This is a genomic window from Microlunatus sp. Gsoil 973 (assembly GCF_009707365.1).
GTDB lineage: Bacteria > Actinomycetota > Actinomycetes > Propionibacteriales > Propionibacteriaceae > Microlunatus.
On the sequence record NZ_CP046122.1, the window covers coordinates 3,571,928 to 3,591,728 of the forward strand.

20 protein-coding genes are annotated in these 19,801 nt (G+C 67.7%); 13 read left to right on the top strand and 7 right to left on the bottom strand.

Annotated features, from left to right (window positions below):
* Nucleotides 1-43 precede the first annotated feature (43 nt).
* A complete protein-coding gene (gene efeU, locus GJV80_RS16880) occupies nucleotides 44-1,609 on the bottom strand; it encodes an iron uptake transporter permease EfeU (protein ID WP_154688898.1) in 1,566 nt (521 codons plus the stop codon).
* A gap of 165 nt (nucleotides 1,610-1,774) precedes the next feature.
* On the opposite strand from efeU, the gene GJV80_RS16885 reads away from it, so the two are divergent.
* Entirely contained in the window at nucleotides 1,775-2,572 is a 798-nt protein-coding gene (locus tag GJV80_RS16885) for a deoxyribonuclease IV (protein WP_154688899.1), read from the top strand.
* Nucleotides 2,573-2,599: 27 nt separating this feature from the next.
* Here the strand turns inward: GJV80_RS16885 and GJV80_RS16890 are convergent, their stop codons facing one another.
* A complete protein-coding gene (locus tag GJV80_RS16890; RefSeq protein WP_154688900.1) occupies nucleotides 2,600-3,877 on the bottom strand; it encodes an APC family permease in 1,278 nt (425 codons plus the stop codon).
* Nucleotides 3,878-3,960: 83 nt separating this feature from the next.
* Here GJV80_RS16890 and GJV80_RS16895 point away from each other — a divergent pair, with 83 nt between their 5' ends.
* Nucleotides 3,961-5,400: a PLP-dependent aminotransferase family protein gene (locus GJV80_RS16895; protein ID WP_154688901.1), complete on the top strand. Its 1,440-nt coding sequence runs from the start codon at nucleotides 3,961-3,963 to the stop codon at nucleotides 5,398-5,400.
* On the opposite strand, the gene GJV80_RS16900 is transcribed toward GJV80_RS16895, so the two are convergent.
* Together GJV80_RS16900 and GJV80_RS16905 are read right to left on the bottom strand one after the other, a co-directional pair.
* Nucleotides 5,363-6,769: a serine hydrolase gene (locus GJV80_RS16900; RefSeq protein WP_154688902.1), complete on the bottom strand. Its 1,407-nt coding sequence runs from the start codon at nucleotides 6,767-6,769 to the stop codon at nucleotides 5,363-5,365. The two genes, GJV80_RS16895 and GJV80_RS16900, sit on opposite strands and share 38 nt — an antisense overlap.
* A gap of 35 nt (nucleotides 6,770-6,804) precedes the next feature.
* Nucleotides 6,805-7,707 carry a LysR family transcriptional regulator gene (locus tag GJV80_RS16905; protein ID WP_154688903.1) on the bottom strand — a complete coding sequence of 301 codons (903 nt, stop codon included), beginning with the start codon at nucleotides 7,705-7,707 and terminating at the stop codon, nucleotides 6,805-6,807.
* Between the two features lie 81 nt (nucleotides 7,708-7,788).
* On the opposite strand from GJV80_RS16905, the gene GJV80_RS16910 reads away from it, so the two are divergent.
* The 6 genes from GJV80_RS16910 (at nucleotide 7,789) to GJV80_RS16930 (ending at nucleotide 12,677) form a co-directional block, all read left to right on the top strand.
* The gene (locus tag GJV80_RS16910) at nucleotides 7,789-8,691 is read left to right on the top strand and encodes a DMT family transporter (protein ID WP_230207783.1); all 903 of its coding nucleotides are present in this window, start codon (nucleotides 7,789-7,791) and stop codon (nucleotides 8,689-8,691) included.
* Nucleotides 8,692-8,700: 9 nt separating this feature from the next.
* The gene (locus tag GJV80_RS16915; protein WP_154688904.1) at nucleotides 8,701-9,162 is read left to right on the top strand and encodes a group II truncated hemoglobin; all 462 of its coding nucleotides are present in this window, start codon (nucleotides 8,701-8,703) and stop codon (nucleotides 9,160-9,162) included.
* A gap of 88 nt (nucleotides 9,163-9,250) precedes the next feature.
* Nucleotides 9,251-10,039: an SDR family oxidoreductase gene (locus GJV80_RS16920; protein WP_154688905.1), complete on the top strand. Its 789-nt coding sequence runs from the start codon at nucleotides 9,251-9,253 to the stop codon at nucleotides 10,037-10,039.
* A gap of 114 nt (nucleotides 10,040-10,153) precedes the next feature.
* The gene (locus GJV80_RS16925) at nucleotides 10,154-10,852 is read left to right on the top strand and encodes a lysophospholipid acyltransferase family protein (RefSeq protein WP_154688906.1); all 699 of its coding nucleotides are present in this window, start codon (nucleotides 10,154-10,156) and stop codon (nucleotides 10,850-10,852) included.
* Nucleotides 10,853-10,953: 101 nt separating this feature from the next.
* Entirely contained in the window at nucleotides 10,954-11,178 is a 225-nt protein-coding gene (locus tag GJV80_RS24155; protein ID WP_230207784.1) for a hypothetical protein, read from the top strand.
* Nucleotides 11,179-11,180: 2 nt separating this feature from the next.
* Nucleotides 11,181-12,677: an FAD-binding oxidoreductase gene (locus tag GJV80_RS16930; protein WP_230207785.1), complete on the top strand. Its 1,497-nt coding sequence runs from the start codon at nucleotides 11,181-11,183 to the stop codon at nucleotides 12,675-12,677.
* Nucleotides 12,678-12,699: 22 nt separating this feature from the next.
* Here the strand turns inward: GJV80_RS16930 and GJV80_RS16935 are convergent, their stop codons facing one another.
* Entirely contained in the window at nucleotides 12,700-13,080 is a 381-nt protein-coding gene (locus GJV80_RS16935; protein ID WP_195908980.1) for a substrate-binding domain-containing protein, read from the bottom strand.
* Complete coding sequence (locus GJV80_RS16940) at nucleotides 13,019-13,720, bottom strand: LacI family DNA-binding transcriptional regulator (RefSeq protein ID WP_154688908.1); 702 nt, start codon at nucleotides 13,718-13,720, stop codon at nucleotides 13,019-13,021. Before GJV80_RS16940 ends, GJV80_RS16935 begins: the two co-directional genes overlap by 62 nt.
* A 227-nt stretch (nucleotides 13,721-13,947) precedes the next feature.
* Between GJV80_RS16940 and GJV80_RS16945 the strand changes: the two genes are divergently transcribed.
* The 5 genes from GJV80_RS16945 to GJV80_RS16965 all read left to right on the top strand — a co-directional run bounded on the left by GJV80_RS16945 (nucleotide 13,948) and on the right by GJV80_RS16965 (nucleotide 19,115).
* Nucleotides 13,948-15,198, top strand: coding sequence for an extracellular solute-binding protein (locus tag GJV80_RS16945; RefSeq protein WP_154688909.1), 1,251 nt, complete (start codon nucleotides 13,948-13,950; stop codon nucleotides 15,196-15,198).
* Nucleotides 15,198-16,157, top strand: a complete 960-nt coding sequence (locus GJV80_RS16950) for a carbohydrate ABC transporter permease (RefSeq protein ID WP_154688910.1) — start codon at nucleotides 15,198-15,200, stop codon at nucleotides 16,155-16,157. Before GJV80_RS16945 ends, GJV80_RS16950 begins: the two co-directional genes overlap by 1 nt.
* A 13-nt stretch (nucleotides 16,158-16,170) precedes the next feature.
* Nucleotides 16,171-17,052, top strand: coding sequence for a carbohydrate ABC transporter permease (locus GJV80_RS16955; protein WP_230207786.1), 882 nt, complete (start codon nucleotides 16,171-16,173; stop codon nucleotides 17,050-17,052).
* A 44-nt stretch (nucleotides 17,053-17,096) separates the two neighbouring features.
* On the top strand, nucleotides 17,097-17,873 hold the full coding sequence (locus GJV80_RS16960) for a ThuA domain-containing protein (RefSeq protein WP_154688911.1): 777 nt from the start codon (nucleotides 17,097-17,099) through the stop codon (nucleotides 17,871-17,873).
* A gap of 111 nt (nucleotides 17,874-17,984) precedes the next feature.
* Complete coding sequence (locus GJV80_RS16965; protein WP_154688912.1) at nucleotides 17,985-19,115, top strand: Gfo/Idh/MocA family protein; 1,131 nt, start codon at nucleotides 17,985-17,987, stop codon at nucleotides 19,113-19,115.
* Between the two features lie 103 nt (nucleotides 19,116-19,218).
* On the opposite strand, the gene GJV80_RS16970 is transcribed toward GJV80_RS16965, so the two are convergent.
* Nucleotides 19,219-19,764: a TetR/AcrR family transcriptional regulator gene (locus GJV80_RS16970; protein WP_154688913.1), complete on the bottom strand. Its 546-nt coding sequence runs from the start codon at nucleotides 19,762-19,764 to the stop codon at nucleotides 19,219-19,221.
* Nucleotides 19,765-19,801 lie beyond the last annotated feature (37 nt).

Genomic DNA, 19,801 nt, shown 5'->3' on the forward strand with positions numbered 1-19,801 from the left:
GATACTCCTGGAGCTCAAACGGATGATCAGGCCCGACGCTGGGCTAGGTGGTTTGGCCGGCATGCTGCACGGCAGAAGCAGGAACGGTTTCGGCGCGGATGGCGGCCTCGGCGGCACGGAGCCGGCGGCGGCCCCGTTCGCCGCGGGCGAGGATGAGCATCCCCGCGAGCGCCAGGACGATCGGCAGCCAGACCCGCCACAGGATCACCTCGGCAGCGCTGACGGCGACGTTGTCGATCATGGTCGCGGTAGCCGTCCGGTAGGCGTTGCTGACCTGCCAGTCGCCGACTGCCCGGTCATCGCTGACCTGTACCACCCGGGGTGAGGTCAGTCCGCCCCCGGTCAGCGCGACCAGGGTGCGGCCGGTCTGGGACGCGTCGACGATGCCGCCATCGCGGGTGGTCAGGTTGATCCGGAGATGGTCTGTCCAGCGTGCCTGGTACGGGCCAGGGGCGCGCCTGACGTCGATGCCGACCGGGAGTCGTCCGCCGTTGAGCTTGACCAGGGTGTCGGCGTCGACGGTGGCCGGGCGGCCGGCTGCCGGCTGACCCGCGGTCAGCTGCCAGTGCGTCTGTGCGCCGGCCCGGGTGTGTTGCGTGAGGATGGTCGTCTCGGGGTTGCCGTTGCGGGCAACGGTGAGCTTCGCCGTGTCGCCGGTGACGGCCACTCGGGCGGTGCCGCCGTCGGCCAGCGGCGCCGAGGTCGGAACGTGGGCGGCGGCCGGACGGACGGCGACAGCAAGCACGATCGCCGTCGCGACCAACAGGCCGCCGAGGATCTGCTGCAGCCGCACGGCGGTCCATCCCGAGGGGCGGTGCGCTTTGGGCCACAGCGTCCAGAGCAACATCGGGACCAGATAGAGCGCCCACCCGAGGGCCTCGATGACGCGAGGATCGGCGGGTATGCCGAGTACGCCGGTGATCAACGCTGCCCGGATCGAGCCGTTGGGCGCCAGCCAGGACAGATCGACCGTGGGTTGTTGGCCGATGGTGATCCAGCCGGCCTCGTGCCCGGTGCGCAGGGCGCTGAGCACCAGGCCGGCCGCGACGAAGATCAGGAAGACGCTGGTGGCGGTGAAGAACTTGGCCAGGTTCAGCCGGATGCCGCCCGTGAAGAGGCCGACTCCGATGGCGACCGCGGCCAGCACGCCCAGCAGCGCGCCGATCAGCGCCACAGCGGCGTTGTTGGACGCCTGAACGGTCGCGAGGATGAAGACCGAGGTCTCGAAACCTTCCTTGAGCACCGCCAGGAACACCATGACGGCCAACGCCCACGCCGTGCCGTTCGACAGCGCCGCCTGGGCCGAGCCCTCCAGGTCCCGCTTCATGTATCGGGCGTGACTGCCCATCCACACGATCATTCCGGTCACGAAGACGACAGCGACGGCCCCGATGACCGTCTCCATGCCTTCCTGCTCGGCCTGCGGCAACGCTCGTTCGATGATGGTCAGCGCGACGCCGACGCCGATGCTCACCGCGACCGCCAGCCCGGCACCCACCCACATCGGCGTGAGCCGGACATTGTTGCGCCGTAGGAAGGTCGCAATGATGCTGACCACGAGCGCGGCTTCGAGGCCCTCGCGCAGTCCGATGACGAATGTTGGCAGCATGTCTTCCAGTTCCCGTTACTGAGGCGAGCCTAACCTTAGGTCGCTCCGCGGGTTTTTGGCAATCCTCCCGTTGAGAAAATGCTGCGTGGCCTTCGTCACGTCTGATTGACCTCTGGCTCACGCCGGGCGGGTGGTTGTCGGCGGGGCGGAATAGGGTTCCCGGTTATGAGCGAGTTGCTGATCGGTGGGCACGGCGAGCAGGAGGACCCGATCGCGCAGGCCCGGGCGCGCGATGCCGGGTTGGCGCAGTTCTTCCTCGGCGATCCGCAGGACTGGAAGGGACCGAAGATCGCCTACGCCGGCGGCGCCGAGGCACTCAAGGACGCAGCCGGCGAGGCGGGCATCACGCTCTACGTGCACGCGCCGTACGTGATCAACGTCGCGACCAGCAACAACCGGATCCGGATTCCCAGCCGCAAGATCCTGCAGCAGCAGCTCGACGCCGCCCATGAGGTCGGTGCGGCGGGACTGATCGTCCACGGCGGGCACGTGCTGGCCAAGGACGACCCCGGACTCGGCTTCGAGAACTGGCACAAGTGCATTGAACGGGCCGAGATCAAGGTTCCGCTGCTGATCGAGAACACCGCCGGCGGCGATCGCGCAATGGCGCGGCACCTGTCGAGCATCGAGAAGCTGTGGCAGGCGGTGCAGGCAGCGGACGGCTCGGAGAATGTCGGCTTCTGTCTGGACACCTGCCATTTCCATGCCGGTGGTGAGGAGCTGGTCGGCCTGGTCGACAAGGTCAAGGCGATCACCGGACGGATCGATCTGGTGCACTGCAACGATTCCAGGGACGCCTTCGGATCCGGAGCGGACCGGCACACCAACCTGGGCTCGGGCGAGGCCGATCCCGAGGGACTGGTCGCCGTGGTCAAGGCCGCCGGTGCTCCGGTCGTCGTCGAGACACCGGGCGGCATCGACGGCCAGGCCGCCGACATCGCCTGGTTGCGCGAACGCTGCTGACCCGTCCGGGCGATTGAGGTCCTGACGTCACTGCCGGCGTAACCGGGTGGACAGATAGGCGCCGAGGGCGATCGCCACGGCCCAGATCAGATGCAGCCCGGTCAGGGCCGCGAGCACCAGGACCGAGACCAGGGCGATGACGGCCGTCCACCAGCCGACGCTGCGGCGGGGCAGGAGGCGTACGGCCGCCGCGGTTCCGAAGATGTAGACCAGGGTGAAGGCCCCGGTGGTGAGCAGCACGAGGTCGGTGACGCCCAGCCGGAAGATCATCGCGGCGGTCTGCGATGCAGCGGCCAGTACCCCGGTGATCATCAGCGAGCGCCGCGGGATCTGGCCGACCGCACTGCCCTGACCGATCCAGGTGGGCAGTCCGCCGTCGCGACCCAGTGCCGCGCCCAGCTTCGAGCCTCCGGCGAAGTAGGCGTTCATCGCGCCGATGGTGAGCAGCACCGCGACCAGGGCGGTGACGATCCGGACCTGACCGCCGATGCCGACGGCCAGAACGTCCGACAACGGCGCGGTGCTGCTGCCGGTGGCCGACCCGAGCACCAGAAGAGCGGTGGTTGCCAACCCGAGGTACAGCACGGCGACGATGGTGATCGCGGCGGCAGCGGCCCGGGGCACGTCGCGTTGGGAATGCCGGTATTCCGCCGACAACGACGCCACGGCCTCCCAGCCGGCGAAGCCCCAGACCAGCACCGCCGCGGCAGGACCGATCGCCGACCAGCCGCGCGGCGCGAACGGCGTGAGATTCGCCCAGCGAGCGTGCGGCAGTGCGGCGACAATGGTGATCGTCATGATCAACGCCAGCCCACCGGTCAGCGCGAGCTGTGCCCGGCCGGAGATCCGCAATCCGAACGCGTTCATGATCACGACGACCGCGATCAACACGTAACCGACCGCGATCGACGTCGGGCGTCCACCGCCGACCGCATCCGCGACATAGTTGCCGGCCATCATCGCTGCGGCCGGAGCCCCGACCGGCACGGCGAAATAGAAGACCCAACCGACCACCGTCGCCGCCCGCCCGCCGAACGCCCGACGCGCGTAGGTGGAGACACCGCCGGAGTCCGGGTACCGGGCGCCCAGCGCGGCGAAGGTCGATGCCAGCGGGATCGACAGGACGACCATCACCAACCAGGCGATCAGCGAGGCAGGCCCGGCGATGCCGGCCGCGACGGCGGGCAGCGTGATCACCCCGGTGCCGAGCACTGCACCCACAGACAGCGCCGTCCCCTGGACGACGGACAACCCCTGGGTCGCCGACCGGGTCCCGGTTGCGGGATCAGTGGAAGCTACGGTCACATCCACGATCCTCCCGAAGAATTGGACCTACAACCAGGTCCACATCTGGCCAGATTGATTGGTCCACTCCTAGACTCGGCCGCGTGCAACTGCAGATCACCCTCGATGAGCGCTCGGGCCACGCCGGGAGCATCTACCGGCAGGTCTGTGACGCGATCAGGGACGGTCGGCTGGCAGCCGGCGAGCGGATGCCGTCGAGCCGGGAACTGGCGGCCGACCTGCGAGTGGCACGGGGGACGGTGACGACCGTCTACGACCGGCTGATCGCCGAGGGTTACCTGGTCAGCCGACGCGGGGCCGGCACCTACGTCTCCGCGGCGGTCACCGTCGCGGGCCGGACAAGTCGTGCCGCCCGAGCCGGGACCGTCCGGCCGAAGCCGGTCTGGGACCACGTACCGGAGGCGATGGACGACGGGCCGCCGGCGCCGTACGACCTGTCGGTCGGCGGCCCGGACCCGGCGCTGTTCCCGCTGCCCGTCTGGCGCCGGATGGTGTCGCAATCTCTCCGCGGTTCGCTGGTGACACACTCCACCTACGACTCCGGCGGCCACCCCGAACTGCAGTCGGGTATTGCCCGCTATCTCGGGCTGTCCCGGTCCGTGCAGGCATCCGAGACGGATGTGCTGTTGACCAATGGGGCCCAGCAGGCACTCGACCTGTGCGCCCGGGTGCTGGTCGAGCCGAGTGACGTGGTGGCCGTCGAGGATCCGGGCTACTCCGCCGCGGCCTGGCTGTTCGCCTCGCACCGCGCCAGGGTGATCGGAGTAGGCGTCGACCAGCAGGGGTTGATCGTCGACGCGCTGCCCGATGCGGCCAAGATCATCTACGTCACCCCGTCGCATCAGTTCCCCACCGGTGCGGTGATGTCGTTGGCCCGCCGACTTGCGCTGTTGGATTGGGCCGCTACCCACAACGCGGTGATCATCGAGGATGACTACGACAGCGAATTCCGGTACGCCGACCGGCCGCTGGAACCGTTGCAGAGTCTCGATCGGGACGGCCGGGTGATCTACGTCGGCTCCTTCTCCAAGATCATGTTGCCGATGCTTCGGGTCGGCTATCTGATCGCTCCGGCGGCACTCCAGCCGGCGCTGGGCCGGGCCAAAGGCTTGGCCGACTGGCAGGGCGATCGGGTGACCCAGACCGCATTGGCACGCTTCCTGGACGAGGGCCTGTTGTCCCAGCATCTGCGGCGATCGTTGCGGATCTACCGTGAGCGGCGGGAGAACCTGCTGGCGGCTGTCGATCAACTGCCCGGACTGTCGGTACTACTGTCGGCTGCCGGGCTGCACATCTGCCTTCGCTTCGACGACCCGTCGGCCGATGACCAAGCCGTCGCCCGGTACGCAGCCGAAGCGGGGGTCGCGGTGGAGCCGGTGAGCCGGCGGTTCGTCGGTCACGCTGGGTGGCCGGGTCTGGCGCTCGGTTTCGGGCGGATCCCGGCCGATCGCATCGAGCCTGCGATCGGTCGTCTGGCAACGATCATCAGCCGGGTCGGTCCTCGGCCGGGATCCGCGGGGTGAGCCGGGTGCCGGTGTAGAGGTAGTCACCGCCGGCCGGATTCTGCTCCGCGGTGAACCGCCCGTAGCTGTACGTCGTCCAGGCCAGCCGCTCGTCGGAGCGTGCCAGGAAATGATCATCACTGACCGGCACCAGATCCAGCAGTTCGGGCTCGTCCTCGGGATCCGGCGAATCCTCGGTCGGCACGATGTTGATCGTCAGTCGCCCGTCGTGCTGGGCGACCTCGTAGCTCTCGGAGAACCGGCCGTAGCGGCCGACCGCCCCAGGGGTGCCGGTGATCACGTGAGGCTCCTCCGGCGGCAGGTCCAGCTGGACTGGTGCATCGATGCCGCGCGGGGCGAGTAATGCCCGGCGAAGCTCACCCCAGAACAGGTTCCCACCCGGACCGTTGGTCAGCAGGCACAGCGCAACACCCCGATCCGGGTAGGCCTGCAGATAGGCGAGCTGCCCGACCGTCGCACCGTTGTGCCCGAAGGCCTCGCTGCCGCCGAAGCGGTCGACCATCCAGCCAAGACCCTGCCAGCCGTCGACGCGGTGGCCGACCGGTGGCCGGATCTCCTCGGCCCGCATGGCGTCGGCGGACGCCGTGGTGATGATCGTTGTGCCCCCGAGGGAGCCACCGCGCAGGTGCATCCGGGCGTAGGTCAGCACGTCGGTGACCGTTGAGTTGATCAGGCCGGCGGGGCCGATCGATCGGGGCAGCTGCCACCGCCGGATCACGGTCCGCGGTTCGCCCGGTTCTCCCGAGTGTCCGACCGCGGCCGATCCGAGGATCGCCTCCTCGGGCAGCGTTCCGGTGTGCTCGAGACCGAGCGGTCGCAGGATCTGATCATGGAGCGCGGCATCCCAGGTCGTTCCGGTGAGCTCCTCGATCAGCTTGCCGACCAGCACGAATCCTGCGTTGCAGTAGGAGAACATGGTTCCCGGCCGGAACAGTTGCCCGATTCCGGCCAGGCCCTCGACGTACTTCGTCACCGCATCATCGCCCCTGCCGTGGTCGGTGAACACGTCACCGTCGATCCCGGAGCTGTGACTGAGCAGGTGCCGCAGTGTGATGATCTTGGCCGCCTCCGGGTCTCCGAGCTGCAGATCGCGGAGGATGTTGATCACCGGCTGGTCCAGGTCCACCTTCTGCTGCTCCACCAACTGCATGATCATCGTTGTGGTGAAGGTCTTGGTGATCGACCCGACCTGGAAGATCGAATCCGGCTGGACCGGAGCCTGGGTGTCCAGGTTGAGCGAGCCGGAGGCGTACGCCCTGATCCGGTCGTCGCTCTCGGAGCTGCCCAGGCTGAGGATGCCCAGTGCGGCGCCGGGCACCTGGTGGGTTTCGCGGAGTTCATCGAGCAGCTGCTGCGGGTCGACCGTCATGATCACCCATTCTGGCAGCAGGCATCGACCTCGAGCTATCCGGCTGAGGGCGGCTCTCCGGCGGCTCGCTCGCGGAGCAGACCGAGCAGGCGGCGTACGGCCGGGTTCTCCCGCAACGACTCACGGCTGCGCACCATGATCGACCGGGTCGGGGTCGGATCGACGAGGTCGAGCACGGCGATGCCGGGCGGCGGGCTGACCAGTCCCAGCCGGGGCACCACGGTGATCCCGGCACCGGCGGCGACGAAGGCGATCGCGGTCGGATAGTCCTGGGTCTCGATGTGGAAACCGGGCGCGAAGCCGGCGGCGGCGCAGGCCCTCAGCAGGTTCCGACGGCAGGCGCCGCGCGCCACGTCGTTGTCCACCCACGGCTCATCCCGCAGCCCGGCCAGCGCGACGGCGCCGGCGCCCGCCAGCGGGTGGTCGGCCGGGACCACCGCAACATACGGTTCGGTCAACAGCGGTTCGATGTCGTAACCGTCCAGCGGCGACGACGCCGCGCCCTCGACGAAGATCTCCACGTCGGGCCGGTCACCGGTCTCCGGCAACAGCTCGGTGAGCCGCAGATCCAGCCGCAGCGTCGGGAACTCCCGGGTGAGGGCGGCGACGATCGGCGGGATCCAGGTCGAACCGGCCGACGCGAAATGCGACACCAACAGCGAACCGACCCGTCCGGCGCGCAGGTCGCCGGTCAGCGCCTCGAGCCGGGCCAGTCGTTCCAGCACCGCCTCCGATTCGGCGGCCAGCAGCCGGCCGACGCCGGTCGGGACGATGCCGCGGCCCCGGCGTTCGACCAACGTCAGACCGGTCTCTCGCTGCAGGGCGCTGAGGTGTTGGCTGACCGCGGAGGGCGTGTAGCCGAGGTTGCCGGCGGCCCGGACGACCGATCCCTCCGCGACGACCGCGCGGAAAACGCGTAATCGATTGATATCCAGCACGGTTCGAATCGTAAGCCCTACTGAACATTCATGTCCGATTGTTCGCTTGTCGTCAAACCTTCCAGGCTGCAGGATCGGACTGTGACAACAACCGTCAATGCTCCCGCAGCGCCCGCCACCCGTGCCTCGGCCACCGTGGCGATGTCCGTGACGATCCTGCTCTGGGCATCGGCGTTCGTTGTGATCCGCTGGGCGGCGCCCTACCTCTCCCCCGGCCCGTTGGCCCTGCTCCGACTGCTTCCGGCCGCGGTAGCGATGACCGCCTTCGTGTTCGTCCGCGCCCGTCGTAGCGGTCTGCGGGTGCCGACCGGCAGGCCGCTGGCGCTGACCGTCGGCTACGGCGTCGCCTGGTTCGCCGGCTACACCGTGGCGCTGAACTGGGCGGAGCACCACCTGGACGCGGGCACCGCGGCCATGCTGGTCAACGTCGCGCCGATCCTGATCGCCCTGGGGGCCGGGCTCTTCTTCGGCGAAGGGCTGCCCAAGCCGCTGTTCCTCGGGACGGGCATCGCGCTCATCGGCGTGGTGCTGATCGGGTCGACTACCGGGTCGGGCCATTCCGATCTGCTCGGCCTGGCACTCGGCCTGCTCGCCGCGCTGCTCTACACCGTCAGCCTGCTCACCCAGAAGGTCGTGCTGCGTAGCGTCGACCCGCTGGTCGCCACCTGGACGGGCTGCGTCGCCGGGATGCTCGCCACCCTGCCGTTCGCCGGCCAGGCGTTAGGTGAGGTCGTCCAGGCACCGGCCAGCGCGACCGTTGCGGCGATCCTGCTCGGCATCGGCCCGACCGCGATCGGCTTCTCCACCTGGGCGTACGCCCAGAGCCACCTGGCCACCGGACGCCTGGCCGCCGCGTCCTTGATCATCCCGGTCGTCGCCATGATCATCTCCGCGATCACCCTCCGGGAACTGCCGCCGGTGCCGGCAATCATCGGCGGACTGATCTGCCTGGGCGGGGTGGTGGTCAGCCGCCGGCGGGCGTAGCTTCACCCTATGAGTGAGGCCACGCAGGCACCGACCGTGTACGAGGCGGCCGGCGGCGCTGACGCCATCCGGCGGCTGGCCGAGGCCTGGCATGCCCGGTGCCTCGCCGACCCGATCGCCGAACATCCGTTCAGCCACGGCACCCATCCCCAACACACCGAGCGGCTGGCCGCCTACTGGGGCGAGATGCTGGGTGGACCGCCCGCCTTCACCTCCGGCCTGGGCACCGAGGCCGACGTCGTTCGGATGCATTCCGGCAACGGGCCGCACCCGGAGCTGGACACCGCAGCCGAGTGCTGTTTCGTCAAGGCCCTCGACGATGCACAGATCCCCGACGAGGAGCCGTTGCGCACCAACCTGATCGACTGGTTCCGTTGGTCAAGTTCCCTGGTCAACCACGGCTTCCGCAAGGACGAGGTCGACGACGGTCTTCGCCTTCCCAAGTGGACCTGGGGCGGACCGGTCGAGTAGTCCCGCGCCCCGTCCCGGTCGGGCGGAGCTGCGCCACGATCCGCGAACGAATAGGTCAGGACCGAACCCGGCCCGTACGATTCCGGCCATGTCCCGCGCGTTGATCACCGGTGGTACCTCGGGCATCGGTCACGAATTCGCCCGGCAGTTGGCGCAGAGGTCCTATGACCTCGTCCTTGTCGCCCGCGACAAGGAACGTCTGGACGTGGTGGCCGAGGAACTGCGTACCGGCTACGGCGTCGAGGTGGAGGTGCTGCCCGCCGATCTCGCCGATCGCGACCAACTCCAGCAGGTCGCCCTCCGGCTCGGCGAGGCGGACCGGCGGGTCGACCTGCTGGTGAACAACGCCGGATTCGGCGTGCACTCCCGGCTGCTCGACTCGGACCTGACCGCTCAGGACGCCGCGATCGACGTCATGGTCCGGGCCGTCATGGTGCTGTCCAACGCTGCCGGCCGGGCGATGCGCGACCGGCATCCGAACCGGACCGACCAGGTCGGCATCATCAACGTGTCGAGCACCGCCGGGTACGTCACCATGGGCGCCTACTCCGCGATCAAAGCGTGGGTCACCGCCTACACCGAGGCCCTGGCCGGAGAGCTCGCCGGCAGCGGCGTGCGGGTCACCGCGCTCTGCCCGGGCTGGGTGCGCACCGAGTTCCACCAGCGAGCCGGGATCAACGCCTCCGCGATTCCCACGCCGCTCTGGCTGGAGGCCGACCGACTGGTCAGGGACGCGCTGGTCGACTTCGATCACGGCAAGGTGATCTCGATCCCGAGCAAGCGCTACAAGGTGCTGATCGGGCTGGCCCGCGTCGCGCCGCGCAGGCTGATCCGCTCGGCATCGTCGATGATGTCCTCGAGCCGACACTCCCGCTAGGCCAGCGTGCACATCGGCCGCCCGGACGGGACCGGGAGCCCGGAACGCGACTCGACGACTAATCTGGGCGACAGAAATACTCGGTCGCGGGTACCTCGACGCTATGGTGAGCAAATGAGCGGAAGCCGTTACACCTCCCGGGGGCATGCGGGACTGCGCTTCATCGCCCAACGCGGGCTGTTGAAGCCGGTCGTCTGGTCGCTGACCTCGGTTCGGGTCTACGGCCGGGAGAATCTCGACGAGCTGAAGGCGCCCTACATCGTGGTCGCCAACCACTCCAGCCATCTGGACGCGCCGCTGGTGATGGGGGCGTTGCCTCGGGACCACACCCGCTTCCTGGCGACCAATGCCGCCGCCGACTACTTCTTCGACATTCGCTGGCGCAGGACCCTCACCCAGCTGTTCTTCAACGCCTTCCCGGTGGATCGCACCGGGCTGCGCGGCCGCAACGGCGTGGCCAGGCAACTGTTGGAGTCCGGCGTGCCGCTGCTGCTCTTCCCGGAGGGCACCCGCTCGATGAGCGGTGAGATGGCCCAGTTCAAGCCCGGCGCTGCCGCCCTGTCGATCAGCCAGGGAGTGCCCTGCCTGCCGCTCGCCCTTGCGGGCGCCTACGACGCGATGCCGAAGGGCGCAGGCTGGGTCAGGGGCGGCCGGCCACCGATCACAGTCAACATCGGACGTCCGATGTGGCCCGAGGAGGACGAGGACGCGGTCGCGTTCTCCAACCGCCTGGCCAAGGAGGTCAGGTCCCTCGGTGACGAAGCTCTTGAACGCCGCGAGCGCGAAGACCGCTCGCGTGGCAAGATCAATTGACGCAGTGTGACTCCCAGGACTGCGGCAACAATAGGGATTCCGGCACGCCGGTGCGCGGACCGTTTCCCGGGGACGAATCATTCCGAGCACGAGGGGGACGCATGACCACTCCGCCCAGCACAACGGACGCCAACGAAGTCGGCGGGGCGGCGATCACGCACAACGGCAGGCCCGACGTCAAGCACATGAAGTGGTGGGGCTGGGGCGTCGAGGGAGTCGCCTTCCACTTCGACGACAAGCCGAAGTTCGCACCGTTCGTGAAGAAGGCCGTCGGCCTCGACCTCAGCGGCGAGGCTCCGCCGCCCATCCGGACCTCGGCCGGTTGACGGTGGCGGCACCCAAGATCTCCGACGACCTGCTCACCGAGCTCAAGGGCACCGTCGGCACCCAGAACGTGGTCAGCGACGACGAATCCCGGGTGGTGCACACCTACGGCAAGTCGCTGCGTGACCTGCTCCGGATCCGCGCCGGCGACCTTCCCCGGGTGCCCGATGTCGTCGTCTATCCGGGCGACGAGGACGAGGTTCAGACGATCGTCGAGCTGGCGGTCGCTGCCGACGCCGTGCTGATCCCGTACGGCGGCGGCAGCAACATCTCCGGCAGCCTGCAGCCGTCCCCGGACGAGAGCCGCACGGTCATCTCACTGGATCTCGGTCGGCTCAACAAGGTGCTGGACATCGACGAGGAGTCCGGGCTGGCGAGGATCCAGGCCGGCGCCCAGGGCCCCGACCTGGAGGAGCAGCTCAACAAGCGCGGCTGGACCGTCGGGCACTATCCGGACAGCTTCAACCACTCCACCATCGGTGGCTGGGTGGCCACCCGGTCCTCCGGCATGCAGTCGGACAAGTACGGCGACATCTCCGACATCACCCGCGGCGTACGGGTGGCGACACCGGGTGGACCGCTGGTATTGCGGCCGCTGCCGAGCACCTCGACCGGACCGAGTGTCCGGGAGATGATCTTGGGCAGCGAAGGCCGGCTCGGCGTGATCACCGAGGTGACCGCGCACGTCCACCGGTTGCCCGAGGAGCGGGTGATCATGGCGTACTTCTTCCCGACGTTCGACGCCGGGCTGGACGCGATGCACGACATCTCGCTGCTGGATTCGCGGCCGTCCATCACCCGGGTGTCCGATGCCGGGGAGACCGGTTTCACCCTGGCCACCGCCAAGAAGACGTCGGTCGGGCAGACCGTGCTCTTCAAGGTGCTGCAGCGGCGCGGTTGGGATCTGGACAGGATGTGCCTGTCCTTCGTCGGCTACGAGGGCACCAAGGCCCACGTGGTCCGGCAGCAGGGCGAGGTCAAGAACATCGTCAAGAAGCACGGCGGCATCGGCGTCGGCAAGGGACCCGGTGTGCTGTACGACCAGAAGAAGTTCGACACGCCCTACATCAGGGATTTCCTGCTGGACTGGGGCGGCGCCGCCGATGTCTCCGAGACCGCAGCGCCGTGGAGCCGGCTGAAGGACGTCTACTACAACACCGTCGAGGCGGCCCAGCAGGCGTACCGGCAGCTGGGCATCGATCCGGGCTGGATCATGTGCCACCTGTCGCACTCCTACCACTCGGGTGCCTGCCTGTACTTCACCTTCGCCTTCGTCTACGGGGACAGGGATCCGCTGCCGATGTACCAGGCGGTGAAGAACGCGATCCAACAGTCGTTCATCGACAACGGGGCAACGCTCTCCCACCACCACGCGGTCGGCACCGAGCATTCGCCGTGGCTCTCCCAGGACATCTCGCCGGCCGGATCCAACATCATGAAGGGTCTGTTCGCCGCGGTCGACCCGGGCAGGAACTTCAACCCGGGCAAGATCACCGAATAGTCGACGCGCCGGATCGCACCGCTCAGCGATGCGGCGCCGGCCCGGTGGACTCGCCGATCACCAACTCGCCGGCACGCAGGAGCGCGGTCAGATTGTTCGGGTCCTCCAGCCGGCGAAGCAGCGCCTCGACGCCCAGTCTGCCGAGTTCGGAGCTGGGCCCGGCGACCGTGGTCAGCGGAGGGTCGGTCATCGCTGCCACCTCGACCGAACCCAGCACCGACATCACCGAGACGTCGGCCGGCACCTTGTGGCCCTGATGGGTCAGTTCGGCGACCACCCCGGTGGCGGTGGCCTCCTCGAGCACGATCAGCGCCGTCACGTCCGGGTCGGCCTGCAACACCTCACGCCCCACCTGCCGGCCGGCCCGCACCGTGCCGAGTGAGCGGAAGACGATCGGGCGCATCCGCCGCTTCCTGGCCATGGCCAGATAGGCCTCCCTCGGTGCGGACGTACGGACCGAAACCCGCCATCCCGGGCACCTCCTCGCTGCCGTTGACGAACGCGATCCGCCGGTGTCCCAGGCCGGCCAGATGGTCGATGCACAACCGCATCGACTCCTCGAAATCGATGTCGACGTACGGCACACCGGCCATGTCCCGGGTCCGGCCGATCAGCGCGAACGGGGTGTCCAACTGGCGCAGGATCTCGACCCGTACGTCGTCCAGGCCGACCTCCATCAGCACCACGCCGTCGACCAGCTTCTGACCGACCAGGCTGGCCAGCGCCTCTCCGTCGCTGCTCACCGGCCAGATCACCAGGTGGTGGTCGGCCTCGTTGGCCGCCTGGGCCGCCCCGATGAAGAAGTCCTTCAGCGAGTGGGCGGTTCGATCCGCCGCGAAGGGACAGACCAGCGCGATGATCCGGGTCCGCCGGCTGGCCAGCGCCCGGGCGACCATGTTGCGGCGGAACCCCAGGTCGGCCATCGCCTGTTCGATCCGCCGCCGGGTCTCCGGCGTCACCGGTTTGGTGTCGTTGAGCACGAAGGAGACCGTCGCGATCGAGACGCCGGCCGCCTCGGCGACATCCTTCATGGTGGCGGCCATCGGCAAACTCCTTCTCGACGTGCCGGCGGCACGTCATTCTCGAACCGGTCGGTTCCAGTTCGGACACACCCGTTGACAAACCAGGAATGAACCGTAAGCCTGGGTTTTGATCAAGTTAGGCGCTTAACCTCGCAGTGTCCAGCATCCTGGTCCGGCTGGGACCCGATCGATCGACCTCAGGTTAAGCGCTGCACCATTGACGGTGAGTCAGCGAAGGAGCTGATCGGATGATCAAGAAGCGTCCCGTCCTCAGGCGATGGGCAACCGTGGCGGCGCTGGCCGCCTTGACCCCGATCACTCTTGCCGCCTGCGGCGGTTCGAGTGGCGGTTCTTCCGGTTCTTCCGGATCGGGCTCGGTCGACTCGCTGACCGTGCTCGACTACTACACCGACGACCCGGGGCACAGCGACATCGGCGACCAATTGTCCAAGTGCGGCACCTCGATCGGCGTGAAGAAAGTCGTCCACCAGTCGGTCCCCGGACCTACCCTGATCCAGAAGGTCCTGCAGCAGGCATCATCGAAGTCCCTCCCGGACGTGTTGATGCTGGACAATCCCGACATCCAGCAGATCGCCCAGACCGGCGCGCTGGCTCCGCTGGACGACTTCGGCATCAACGCCGACGGTTATGCGCCGGGTCCCAAGGCGGCCGCCACCTACCAGGGCAAGCTGTACGGGCTGCAGCCCGGCGCGAACACGATCGTGATCTTCTACAACAAGGACATCCTGTCCAAGGCGCACGTCAAGCCGCCGAAGACCTGGGCCGAGCTCAAGTCGGCTGCCAAGAAGCTCACGGTCGGCAAGCAGTACGGCTTCGCGTTCAACGCCACCGCCGACTACGAGGGGGCGTGGCAGTTCCTGCCGCCGATGTGGACCAACGGCGGTGACGAGACCGATCTGACCACGCCGCAGGTTGCCGAGGCTCTGCAACTGTGGAAGGACCTGGTCGACGACGGCTCCGCATCGAAGAGCGTGATCAACTGGAGCCAGGCAGATGTCAATGATCAATTCGTCGCCGGCAAGGCCGCGATGATGCTGAACGGCCCGTGGCAGATTCCGGTGCTGACCCAGAAGAAGATCAACTTCGGCGTCGTTCCCTTCCCGGTCAACAAGGAGGGGCAGACCTCGGTGGCCCCACTGGGCGGCGAGGCCTGGACCGTGCCGATGACCGGCGACAAGGAGAAGATGGCCAAGGCGGCGGACCTGGTGAAGTGCATGAACACCGACGCCAATCAGCTGCTGCGGGCCAAGCAGGGCGGTGTGATCCCGACCAAGATCAAGGTGGCCGAGGAGTTCAAGCAGCAGGAGCCGTCGATGGCCGGGTTCGTCGACGCGGTCGCCACCGCCCGGGCCCGGACCGGCAAGTTGGGACCGAAGTGGCCAGACACCGCCAAGACGATCTACACCGGCATGCAGTTGGTGCTCACCGGCCAGGCAGCACCGGCTGACGCGATGGCCAAGGCTCAGGCGGGCGGCTGATGTCGCAGGCCCAACTGGCCGCTACAGGTAGGGAGGCGAGCCCGTCGGCACCGACCGGTCCGACGGGCTCCCGCCGGCGCCGCCACTGGCGCGAAGAGACCGCCAAGGTGCTCTTCGTCGTACCGGCGGCGTTCGCGATCGTCGTGCTCTTCGGGTACCCAGTGGTCAAGAACCTGACCATGAGTTTCCAGGAGTACACCATCCGGACGTTCTTCACCGGTGAGGCCCCCTGGGTCGGGATCACCAACTACGTCACGGTGATCTCGGAGGACCTGTTCACCAAGACGGTGATCAACACTGCCTTGTTCACGGTCGGGTCGATCGTCGGCCAGTTCATCATCGGGATGTTGTTGGCGCTGTTCTTCCACCGGCACTTCCCGCTGCACGGCGTGCTGCGGGCGTTATTCCTGTTGCCGTGGCTGATCCCGCTGATCGTCGGCAGTGCTGCCTGGCGGGCCATCCTCGACCAGGACAGCGGCATCCTGAACGTCGCGCTGGAGACCTTGGGCTTCGATCCCGTACCGTGGCTGACCTCGCCGGATGTGGCATTGATCGCGATCATCCTGGTCAACATCTGGCTCGGCATCCCGTTCAACCTGACACTGCTCTACAGCGGCCTGCAGGACATACCGGACGAGTTGTACGAGGCCGGCGCGCTCGACGGCGCCACCGGCTGGCGGGCGTTCTGGAACATCACCTGGCCCAATCTCCGTGCTGTGGTCAGCGTCGTCCTGATGCTCGGCGTGGTCTACACCCTCAAGGTGCTCGACATCATCCTCGGGCTGACCCACGGCGGTCCGGCCAATGCCACCCAGACGATCGCCACGCAGTCCTACCAACGGTCCTTCGTCGAGTTCAAGTTCGGCGAAGGTGCCGCACTGAGCAACATCCTGATCGTGATCTCACTGGCCTTCGCCGTCGTGTACCTGCGGGTCACCCGGCGTCAGGTGGACGAGTGAGGAGGGCCGCCCGATGACCACAGTTGCCGAAGTCCCCGACAACCGGACCGCGGACGAACAGCGTCGCCACCAGCGCCATCTGATGATTCGCCACACCAAGGACTGGATCCGGATGGGGCTGGGGATCATCTTCCTGGTCGGGATGTTGTTCCCGGTCTACTGGATGTTGAACATCTCGTTGCAGGGCAGCGGAACGACGCTGACCTCCTCGGTGTTTCCGCTGCATCCGAACTGGGACGGCTACCGGACGGCGATCGCCGACCAGGGCGGCCATCTGATCACCAGTCTGATCATCGCCGTCGGGACCGTGGTGGTGACCCTGATCATCGCAGCGCCGTGTGCCTACGCGCTGGCCCAGTTCCGGTTCCGCTGGATCAATTGGGCGTTGCTGGCGATCCTGATCTCGCAGATGATCCCCGGCATCGTGATCGCCAACGCCCTGTACGCGCTGTACGAGCGGCTCAATCTGTTGGACTCGATCCCCGGGCTGATCATCGCCAACGCTGCGAACGCGATACCGTTCGGGATCCTGATCATGCGATCCTTCATGCTCGGCGTGCCGCCGTCGATCGTCGAAGCGGCCCGGGTCGATGGTGCCGGTCGGTTCCGGGCCTTCCTGTCCATCGTTGTGCCGATCAGCCGGAACTCCCTGATCACCGTGGGCCTCTTCTCCTTCCTGTTCGCCTGGAGTGACTTCGTGTTCGCGCTGACGTTGACCACCAAGGGCACGATCGTCCCGGTCACTCTCGGCATCTACACCTACCTCGGTGCCCATGTCGCCAACTGGAGCCCGGTGATGGCAACCGCGGTGCTGGCGTCGATCCCGGCGATCATCCTGTTGATCATCGCCCAGCGGTACATCGCGGCCGGCGCCTTCGGTGGCGCAGTCAAGTAGCCGTTCAACCCCCTGACAAGAACCCTGAGAAGAGAGAAGTGCAGATGTCGAACAGTTCGTCGCCGATCCGCGTCCTGGTCTGGGGCGAGAACCGCCACGAGAAGATCGAACCGCATGTCGCCGAGATCTACCCCGACGGCATGCACACCACCATCGCGGCCGGCATCACGGAGAATCTCGGCGACCGGGCCAGGGTTTCGACGACCACGCTGGACGAGCCCGAGCACGGGCTGACCGACGACGTCCTGGCCGACACCGATGTGCTCGTCTGGTGGGGCCACGCCGCACACGGCGAGGTGGCCGACGAGGTCGTCGACCGGGTGCACCAGCACGTCCTGTCCGGCATGGGCCTGGTCGTCCTGCACTCCGCACACTGGTCGAAGATCTTCGGGAAGCTGATGGGCACCACCTGCACGCTGCGCTGGCGCAGCGAACGGGACCGGGAACTGGTCTGGACCGTCGATGCCACGCATCCGATCACCGAGGGCGTACCCAATCCGATCATCATCGATCAGCAGGAGATGTACGGGGAGACCTTCGACATCCCGGCACCCGACGAGTTGATCTTCATCTCCTCCTTCACCGGCGGCGAGGTGTTCCGTTCCGGTTGCACCTTCCGGCGCGGCAACGGCAGGATCTTCTTCTTCTCCCCCGGTGATCAGGACTACCCGGTCTATCACCACAAGGATGTCAGGAGAGTGATCGCCAACGGCGTCGCCTGGGCCACCACCGACCGGCCGCGGCGGATCCCGACCCTGCTCCGCTACGACACCGACGACTTCTACAACGGACACGGATACACCGGCCCGATCGCCGACTGAGACACTTCCAGACACGTTCCGCAGATCCCCTTGCCGCACCACGTGCTGCATCCCGCACCGGAAGTACCCGGTGCGGGAGGCAATAGGTGGTGCGGCCGGCCAGGAGGCACGATGAACAACGAACAGCCGGTCCGGATCATCCAGGTCGGGGCCGGAGGCATGGGCCGGGCCTGGTTGGGAGCGATCGGCCGGTCACCCGATGCCGAACTCGTCGGCCTGGTCGACATCGCTCCGGGCGCCGCCGAAGCGGCGCTGGAGTCGACCCGCACGCCGTCGGTGCCGACCGCCACGTCGCTGCCCGAACTGCTGCGCCGGGTCGAGGCCGATGCCGTGGTCAACGTCACGATCCCTGAGGCCCACGTCGACGTCAGCATCAGCGCACTGTCGGCCGGGCTGCCCGTGCTGTGCGAGAAGCCCGCCGCGGAGAACACGGCTGCCGCACTGTCGATGGCGGCCGCCGCAGAAGTCAGCGGTCGGTTGATGATGATCTCCCAGTCCCGCCGCTACTACGGTCACGTGGTTGCGTTGGGTGAGTTGATCACCCGGATCGGCGGCGCCGGACTCGTCGAGTGCAGCTTCTACAAGGCACCACATTTCGGTGGCTTCCGGGACCAGATGGACTACCCACTGCTGATCGACATGGCGATCCATCAATTCGATCTCGCCCGGCTGCTGATCGGCAGCGATCCTGTGTCGATCTTCTGCGAGTCGTTCAACCCGGACTGGAGCTGGTACGCCGGAGACGCGGCGGCGCAGGTCAGCACCGTCTTCGACGGCGGCACCCGGTTCGCCTTCACCGGCAGTTGGTGCAGCCCCGGGCTGGAGACCTCCTGGAACGGCGACTGGCGGATCAGCGGGCCGAACGGCACGGCCCGTTGGGACGGTGATCATGCCCCGACGGCCGAGACCGCCGAGGGGCAGCCGATACCGGTGACCGTGCCCGACCTGCCGGCGGAGATCAACGGTTCACTGGCGGAGTTCATCACCGCGCTGCGCGGCGGACCGGTGCCCGACGGTGAGGTGCATAGCAACATCCTCAGCCTGCTGATGGTCGAGGCGGCCGTCCGATCTGCCCGGTCCGGGCAACGGGAGAAGCTGGCCGGGCTGCTGCAGGAGGCCTATGAGGTTGCCGTGCAGAGCGAACAGCGCCCAGCGGTCCGCGCCGCTCTTGCCGGGTGGTCGTCGGTCCATGACCTCATCGGTCGGCCGTACCACGGTGTGACCACCGACGCCGGAGTCTAGCTCCGGGCGGTGTTGAGCGCCGCGAACCCTGCCAGCATGGCATCCAGGGCGAATTCCAACCGGTAGGTCGGGGAGCGGCCGGCGCTGGCCCGGGCGGCCCGGGTCAGCAGCGGGTGGTCCGCTGCCTCTGCCAGCCGACCGGCCGGATCTCCCGGTAGGGCGTTCGAGGTGTCGGTGCCCGTGGAGAGGGCGGCGTGCACCAGCGCCAGCCGCCCACTGCGTACACCATGTCGAGGGCGTATTCGGGTGTGAACCCGGCGTCGCAGAGCATGCCCACCAGGGACTCCAGGATCTGCAGGTTGCCGCTGGTCATCGCCGGCCGGGCCAGGACCAGCGGCACGAGTTCGCGGTGGGCGGTCAGCTTGTCGTAGAACGCCACGCCGTAGCCGCGCACAGTGTCCTGCCAGTCCCCCGGCGACGTCCGGCCTGTGGTTGCCTCGACGACAAGCTCACCGACGATTGCATCCAGTAACGCGTCCTTGTTCGGGAAGTGGTGATAGATCGCCATCGCCTCCACTCCGAGTTCGGCGCCGAGCCGGCGCATGGACAGCGCCCTCAGCCCTTCCCGGTCGGCAAGCCCGATCGCTGCCCGGAGGATCGTTGTCGGCTCGAGTCCGGCGTGCTGTCCCCGGCTTCTGGACGGGCTCATGGTCCTCCTGGGGTTACCCCTGTTGCTCTGTTTTACG

Coding starts and splice junctions, on each gene's coding strand:
- GJV80_RS16945 (WP_154688909.1), top strand. CDS start 13,948: ATGATCAAGAAGCGTCCCGTCCTCAGGCGATGGGCAACCGTGGCGGCG.
- GJV80_RS24155 (WP_230207784.1), top strand. CDS start 10,954: ATGACCACTCCGCCCAGCACAACGGACGCCAACGAAGTCGGCGGGGCG.
- GJV80_RS16965 (WP_154688912.1), top strand. CDS start 17,985: ATGAACAACGAACAGCCGGTCCGGATCATCCAGGTCGGGGCCGGAGGC.
- GJV80_RS16970 (WP_154688913.1), bottom strand. CDS start 19,764: ATGAGCCCGTCCAGAAGCCGGGGACAGCACGCCGGACTCGAGCCGACA.
- GJV80_RS16885 (WP_154688899.1), top strand. CDS start 1,775: ATGAGCGAGTTGCTGATCGGTGGGCACGGCGAGCAGGAGGACCCGATC.
- GJV80_RS16935 (WP_195908980.1), bottom strand. CDS start 13,080: ATGCGCCCGATCGTCTTCCGCTCACTCGGCACGGTGCGGGCCGGCCGG.
- efeU (WP_154688898.1), bottom strand. CDS start 1,609: ATGCTGCCAACATTCGTCATCGGACTGCGCGAGGGCCTCGAAGCCGCG.
- GJV80_RS16960 (WP_154688911.1), top strand. CDS start 17,097: ATGTCGAACAGTTCGTCGCCGATCCGCGTCCTGGTCTGGGGCGAGAAC.
- GJV80_RS16915 (WP_154688904.1), top strand. CDS start 8,701: ATGAGTGAGGCCACGCAGGCACCGACCGTGTACGAGGCGGCCGGCGGC.
- GJV80_RS16900 (WP_154688902.1), bottom strand. CDS start 6,769: ATGACGGTCGACCCGCAGCAGCTGCTCGATGAACTCCGCGAAACCCAC.
- GJV80_RS16955 (WP_230207786.1), top strand. CDS start 16,171: ATGACCACAGTTGCCGAAGTCCCCGACAACCGGACCGCGGACGAACAG.
- GJV80_RS16950 (WP_154688910.1), top strand. CDS start 15,198: ATGTCGCAGGCCCAACTGGCCGCTACAGGTAGGGAGGCGAGCCCGTCG.
- GJV80_RS16920 (WP_154688905.1), top strand. CDS start 9,251: ATGTCCCGCGCGTTGATCACCGGTGGTACCTCGGGCATCGGTCACGAA.
- GJV80_RS16940 (WP_154688908.1), bottom strand. CDS start 13,720: ATGGCCGCCACCATGAAGGATGTCGCCGAGGCGGCCGGCGTCTCGATC.
- GJV80_RS16925 (WP_154688906.1), top strand. CDS start 10,154: ATGAGCGGAAGCCGTTACACCTCCCGGGGGCATGCGGGACTGCGCTTC.